Source organism: Helicobacter sp. UBA3407, assembly GCF_949747025.1.
GTDB classification, from domain to species: domain Bacteria; phylum Campylobacterota; class Campylobacteria; order Campylobacterales; family Helicobacteraceae; genus Helicobacter_D; species Helicobacter_D ganmani.
Genome location: NZ_CATKCB010000049.1, coordinates 1 through 6,039, shown reverse-complemented (window position 1 = coordinate 6,039; position 6,039 = coordinate 1). Strand labels below are relative to the sequence as shown.

Below are 6,039 nucleotides of genomic sequence, written 5' to 3'. Positions count from 1 at the left end.
TTTGCGGAATCGCAATCCAAACTCCTTTTGAACATCATACTTATAAAGAAGTAATGGAATCTTATGGCAGCGATAAACCAGATTTGCGTTATGAGTTGCCCTTAGTGGAAGTGTCAGATTTGTTTGTGGAATCTAGCAATGAGATTTTTGCTAAGATTGCTAAGGATTCCAAAAATAATCGCATTAAAGCCCTGTGTGTGCAAAAAGGCGATACATTTTTCACACGCAAAACTTTGGGAGAGGCAGAGGAATTTGTGCGCAAATTTGGAGCAAAAGGTTTGGCGTATATCCAAATCAAAGAAGAGGGCGCAAAAGGTCCTTTGATTAAATTTTTGAGTGAGGCAAATCTCAAAAATCTCATAGAACGCGTAGGGGCAAAAGTCGGAGATATTGTATTCTTTGGAGCGGGAGAGAAAAAAATCGTATGGGATTATATGGGACGTTTGCGTCAGAAAATTGCCCAAGATATGGGGCTTATTGATGAGAATCTTTATAGATTCTTATGGGTTGTGGATTTTCCTATGTTTGAACGCAATGAAGATGGCAGTGTATCGGCTCTACACCACCCTTTTACAATGCCCAAAAATTTAGATGTAGAAGATGTTGAAGAGATTAGCTCTGTGGCTTATGATGTCGTATTAAATGGTTTTGAAATCGGTGGCGGAAGCATTAGGATTCATAAAGAAGAGATTCAAAGCCGCGTGTTTAAATTGCTTGGAATTAGCGAGGAAGAGGCAAAAAATAAATTTAGCTTTTTGCTTGAAGCTTTGCAATTTGGCGCGCCACCGCACGGCGGAATCGCATTTGGCTTAGATAGGATTATTATGTTGCTTTGCAAGGCAAATTCTATCCGTGATGTGATTGCGTTTCCTAAAACACAAAAGGCAACTTGTCCGCTAACAGATGCACCAAGTGAGGCAAGTGAGGAGCAATTAAGGGAGCTACATATCAAAGTAAGAGAAACCAAACAATAAAAGGAGAGATTTTATGAAAAAGTTATTTTTAGTCATCGGGGCACCCGGAAGTGGTAAAACTACGGACGCAGAGATTATTAGCAAGAATAATAGTGAGAGCATTGTGCATTATTCTACTGGGGAATTATTACGTGCAGAAGTGGCAAGCGGAAGTGAGCTTGGAAAGCTAATTGAGAGCTATACAAGCAAAGGGAATCTTGTGCCGCTTGAAATTGTCGTCAAAACAATTGTAGATGCGATAGCCAATGCGGTGAAAGATATTGTGCTCATTGATGGCTATCCTCGTAGCGTGGAGCAAATGTTGGAGCTAGATAAGATTCTAAAAGACAAAAAAGATATTGAGCTTGTCAGTGTGATTGAAGTAGAAGTAAGCAGAGAAACTGCTTGTGATAGAGTGCTTGGACGCGCTAGAGGTGCAGATGATAATGTAGAAGTATTCAATAATCGTATGGAAGTTTATCAAACACCGCTCAAGGAGATTCAGGATTTTTATAGCAAAAAAGCTGTGTTGAAAAAAATCAGTGGTGAGCGCACGATTGAGGAAATTACTTCCGAAATGGAAGCTTTTATTAAATCTAAAATTTAGTAGAGATTCTACTTAAATTATTAAAGGATAAAAAGATGAATGTATCAAAAATCAGTGTAGGAGAGAATCCTAATAAACTCAATGTTATAATTGAGATTCCTTATGGAAGTAACATTAAATATGAGATTGATAAGGAATCTGGTGCAGTCGTGGTAGATAGGGTAATGTATAGTGCAATGTTTTATCCTGCGAATTATGGTTTCGTTCCAAATACACTAAGTGATGATGGAGACCCAGCAGATGTGTTGGTGCTAAACGAATATCCTTTGCAGGCTGGAAGTGTAATTAAAGCGCGTTTGATTGGTGTTTTGATTATGGAAGATGAAAGTGGAATGGACGAAAAACTCCTTGCTGTGCCTATTAGTAAGATAGATCCAAGATACGATAGAATCCAAAGCCTAGAGGATTTGCCACAAATCACATTAGATAGGATTAAAAATTTCTTTGAAACTTATAAGGCTTTAGAACCAAATAAATGGGTGAAAGTTAAGGAATACAAAGATTTAAATGCTGCCAAAGAAATTTTGGATAAAGCAATCAAAAATTACAAATAAATTTTTAGGTTGTTTCAAAAATTCATTTTTGGTGCATAATGTTGCAAAATTCTACACTAAAAACACCAAAGTGGTTTAGTTGATTTTGTCTTTTAAGAAGATTTTGTATAAAATACATAGAATCTCACAGAGGTTGAGTGAATAATATTTGTGTTAGGAGATTTAGGAAAATGAAAAAAATTCTTTTAGTTTCAGTTTTGGCTGTATTTGGATTAATGGGGTGCGGTGGAGACAATAATAAAGAAGCTAGTGCCGCTGCTAAGGGGGATTCCAATAAGGTTTATGAGGTGAAATTCGCGCATGTTGTGAGCGCAAATACACCAAAAGGGAGAGCAGCGGATTTCTTTGCCAAAAGAGTGGAGGAGCTCACAGAGGGGAAAATTAAAGTGCATGTATTTCCTTCAGCACAACTTGTAGATGATGACAAGGTTTTTCAAGAACTTAAACGCAACAATGTGCAACTTGCAGCACCTAGTTTTTCAAAATTTACGCCTTTTGCAAAAGAGTTTAATCTTTGGGACGTTCCTTTTATTTTCCGCGATACTGAACATTTGCATAAAGTAATGGATGGAGAAGTAGGAAAAATCCTAAAAGATGTGATTTCAAGTAAAGGTTACATTGCGCTTGATTATTGGGACGCAGGATTCAAACAATTTAGCACAAACAAAAAACCAATCATAGAACCAAGTGATGCAGAAGGGCAAAAAATGAGAATTATGAGTTCTAAAGTGCTAGAAGAACAAACAAAAGCTGTCAAAGCGATTCCGCAAGTTTTGCCTTTTGGTGAAGTGTATTCTGCATTGCAAACAGGTGTAGTAGATGCGGCAGAAAATCCGCTTTCTAACCTCTATAATTCTAAATTCTATGAAGTGCAAAGCTCTATTACGATTTCAAATCATGGTTATTTGGGATATTTAGTTGTTGCAAGTGAGAAGTTTTGGAAAGAATTACCACAAGATTTGCAAGAGAAATTTTCTACTGCAATGCGCGAAGCAACAATTTTTGAACGCGAAGAGAGTGCTAAGGAAGAAAAAATGTTGCTAGATAAATTAAAAGCTGATGATAAGACAAATACAACCATCTATGAGTTAGATGAAGCACAAAAACAACGATGGCAAGATGTGATGATTGCAATCTACCCTAAGTTTTATGATTTAATCGGCAAAGATTTGATTGAGAAAACGCTGAATACAAAATAATCTTGCAGATTATTTTTGAAAGGTTTATTTTGCGCAATTTATTATTAATGATTCAGAAACCTTTTTTGTGGGCACATAAGGATTCTGGTGTCAATAAGCTTTTTGCTATTTTAGACAAGATTATTGCAGGAATCAATAAAAATGTTGCAGTCATTGGAATGGCACTTGGAATCGCAATTACCGCAATTAATGTGAGTGTGCGTTACATTGCGGGATTCTATCCAGAGATTGGCTCGCTCACTTGGGCAGAGGAAGTAGCAAGATATTGTTTTTTGTGGTCAGCATTTTTTGGTGCGGCGTATGGATTTAGAAAGGGTGTGCATATTTCTGTAACTATGCTAGTTGAGAAGTTTCCACCAGCACTTGCTAAAACTTGTGTGCTATTAACACATATCCTCAATTCTATTTTTCTAGGCTTTATGTTTTATGCTAGTTTAATGGTTTGCTATTTGAACTATGAAATTGGTTATATGAGTGAAGCGTTACACGAAGTGCCTTTGTGGGTGTTTCTCCTTTGTTTGCCTATTGCATTTTTAGGAGCAACTTATCGTTCCATAGAAAAAATCTATGAAGTTTCTTGGACAGATGCAGACAAAGTTGTAAAAAATGCAGAGGAAGAGATGATTCACGATTCTGTGATTAAAGATTAGTAAAATTTGGAGAATTAATGAGTGTTGCATTTTTGCTAATTGTATTGTTTGGTTTGTTATTAGTAGGTGTGCCAGTCGCCATTTCTCTTGGGGTAAGTGCGGTAATTACAATGCTGTTGTTTAGCTCTTATGATGTTATGGGTGTGCCTGAAATTATGCTTAATGGCTTAAAACCTGCTTTAATGGCGATTCCAATGTTTATTTTGGCGGGTTCTTTGATGAGCAAAGGAAGCTCTGCACAAAGAATCGTAGATTTTGCAAGAAGCATTGTGGGGCATTTACCCGGTGGTCTCCCAATGAGTGCGATTTTGGCTTGTATTATCTTTGCTGCTGTGAGTGGAAGTTCTCCTGCGACGGTTGTTGCGATTGGTTCTGTAATGTTTGTGGCTCTTAGCCAAGCAGGCTATCCCAAAAGCTATTCAGTAGGGGCGATTACTTCTGCGGGAAGTCTTGGGATTTTGATTCCACCTTCTGTTGTAATGATTGTTTATGGGGTAACTGCGGAAGTTTCTATTGAAAAATTATTTATGGCAGGCGTTATTCCGGGTGTAATGATTGGTGGAATGATGATGGTTTATGCGTATTTTGGTGCGAGACGATTAGGATTCAAAGCGACAGAACCTGCAAAATTTAGTGAGCGTTGGGCTAAATTCAAAGAAGCATTTTGGGCATTACTCATTGTGATTGTGGTGATTGGCGGAATCTACGCAGGGCTTTTCACAGCCACAGAGGCAGCGGGAATTAGTGCAGTATATGCTTTCATTGTATCTATTTTTGTTTATAAAGATATTAAGATAAAAGAGCTTTATGGAGTGCTTTTGGACGCAGCAATTACCACAGCAATGATTTTCTTTATCATTGGCTTTGCGGTTGTGTTTGCGCATTTCCTCACAAGTGAGCGGATTCCACATATGATTGCTGAATCGCTAGTGAATATGAATATGAGCTGGTGGTTATTCTTGATTTTAGTGAATATCGCACTTTTTATTATGGGACAATTTATGGAGCCTAGCTCTGTCGTGATGATTATGACACCTTTATTATTGCCGATAGCTTTACAACTAGGAATTGACCCGATTCACTTTGGAATCGCAATGATTGTCAATATGGAACTAGGTATGCTAACCCCGCCTGTGGGCTTAAATCTCTTTGTAGCAAGCTCGCTTACGGGTTTAAGTCTCAAAGATGTTACCCTCTCGGTAATTCCTTGGCTCTGTGTCTTGCTCTTAGGGCTTGGGCTTGTTACTTATGTGCCAGAAATTTCACTTTGGTTGCCAAATTTACTTGATTAAATTTAAGGTTTGCAAGGTGTAAGGGTGGAAGAATCACTGTTTGGGTTTTTTGAGAGTGCTCCACATTTAATCAGCTTAGTCGCAGGGATTCTAACTTTTATTAGCCCTTGCATTTTGCCACTTATTCCTGCATATCTCTCGTATATCTCTGAAATTTCACTACGAGAAATGAAAGATTCTAAAAACTTGGATTTAAGGAAGCGATTTAGAATCTTAAGAAGCGCAGTATTTTTTGTTTTGGGATTTGGAATCGTTTTTGTCCTATTGGGTGCAGTGGCTGCTAGAATCTTACAAGGAGGGATTCTTTTAAGCCCTATTTTGCGTTATCTTGCAGGTGGAATCTTAATTATCTTTGGGCTGCATATCTTAGGAATTTTGAGGATTCCATTTTTAAATTATACAAAAAACTTTTGCACAGAATACAACTTTTCTTTTTTGAAAGACTTTTTCGCCCCCTTTTTGCTTGGCGTGAGTTTTGCACTCGGTTGGACGCCTTGTGTGGGTCCAATTTTGGCAAGCATTATTTCCCTAGCTAGTTTAGAAGAGGGAAGCGGAATTGCATTGCTTGTGATTTACACGCTTGGACTTTCGCTCCCTTTCTTGTTTTGCGCACTACTCATTGGCTATGCTTTTAATTTTTTAGAATGGATTAAGGCTTATTTTAAGTGGATTGAATGGTGTGCAGGAGGGCTTTTGATTTGCATTGGAATCCTTGTTGTAAGTGGAGGAATGAGCGCATTATCCGCTTATCTTGTAGGGATTTTGGGCTAGGATTCTGTGATGA

At 37.9% G+C, this 6,039-nt stretch carries 7 protein-coding genes; all 7 read left to right on the top strand.

The window, feature by feature from the left end:
* Positions 1-974 (top strand): aspartate--tRNA ligase (aspS, locus tag Q1553_RS00710; RefSeq protein ID WP_300842673.1); only part of this gene is annotated, 974 nt, incomplete at its 5' end.
* 13 nt (positions 975-987) lie between these two features.
* Positions 988-1,560 (top strand): adenylate kinase, encoded by a 573-nt coding sequence (locus Q1553_RS00705; protein ID WP_115551287.1) that lies wholly within the window; start codon positions 988-990, stop codon positions 1,558-1,560.
* A 35-nt stretch (positions 1,561-1,595) separates the two neighbouring features.
* On the top strand, positions 1,596-2,114 hold the full coding sequence (gene ppa, locus Q1553_RS00700; RefSeq protein WP_115551286.1) for an inorganic diphosphatase: 519 nt from the start codon (positions 1,596-1,598) through the stop codon (positions 2,112-2,114).
* Positions 2,115-2,284: 170 nt separating this feature from the next.
* The gene (locus Q1553_RS00695) at positions 2,285-3,313 is read left to right on the top strand and encodes a DctP family TRAP transporter solute-binding subunit (RefSeq protein WP_300760778.1); all 1,029 of its coding nucleotides are present in this window, start codon (positions 2,285-2,287) and stop codon (positions 3,311-3,313) included.
* Between the two features lie 47 nt (positions 3,314-3,360).
* Complete coding sequence (locus tag Q1553_RS00690; RefSeq protein WP_115551455.1) at positions 3,361-3,963, top strand: TRAP transporter small permease; 603 nt, start codon at positions 3,361-3,363, stop codon at positions 3,961-3,963.
* A gap of 17 nt (positions 3,964-3,980) precedes the next feature.
* A complete protein-coding gene (locus Q1553_RS00685) occupies positions 3,981-5,255 on the top strand; it encodes a TRAP transporter large permease subunit (protein WP_115551284.1) in 1,275 nt (424 codons plus the stop codon).
* Positions 5,256-5,279: 24 nt separating this feature from the next.
* Entirely contained in the window at positions 5,280-6,026 is a 747-nt protein-coding gene (locus Q1553_RS00680; protein WP_297571642.1) for a cytochrome c biogenesis protein CcdA, read from the top strand.
* The last annotated feature ends 13 nt before the right edge of the window (positions 6,027-6,039 follow it).

What these genes read in the sequence shown, in the direction of transcription:
- ppa (WP_115551286.1), top strand. Translation starts at nt 1,596, where the DNA reads ATGAATGTATCAAAAATCAGTGTAGGAGAGAATCCTAATAAACTCAAT.
- Q1553_RS00685 (WP_115551284.1), top strand. Translation starts at nt 3,981, where the DNA reads ATGAGTGTTGCATTTTTGCTAATTGTATTGTTTGGTTTGTTATTAGTA.
- Q1553_RS00705 (WP_115551287.1), top strand. Translation starts at nt 988, where the DNA reads ATGAAAAAGTTATTTTTAGTCATCGGGGCACCCGGAAGTGGTAAAACT.
- Q1553_RS00695 (WP_300760778.1), top strand. Translation starts at nt 2,285, where the DNA reads ATGAAAAAAATTCTTTTAGTTTCAGTTTTGGCTGTATTTGGATTAATG.
- Q1553_RS00690 (WP_115551455.1), top strand. Translation starts at nt 3,361, where the DNA reads ATGATTCAGAAACCTTTTTTGTGGGCACATAAGGATTCTGGTGTCAAT.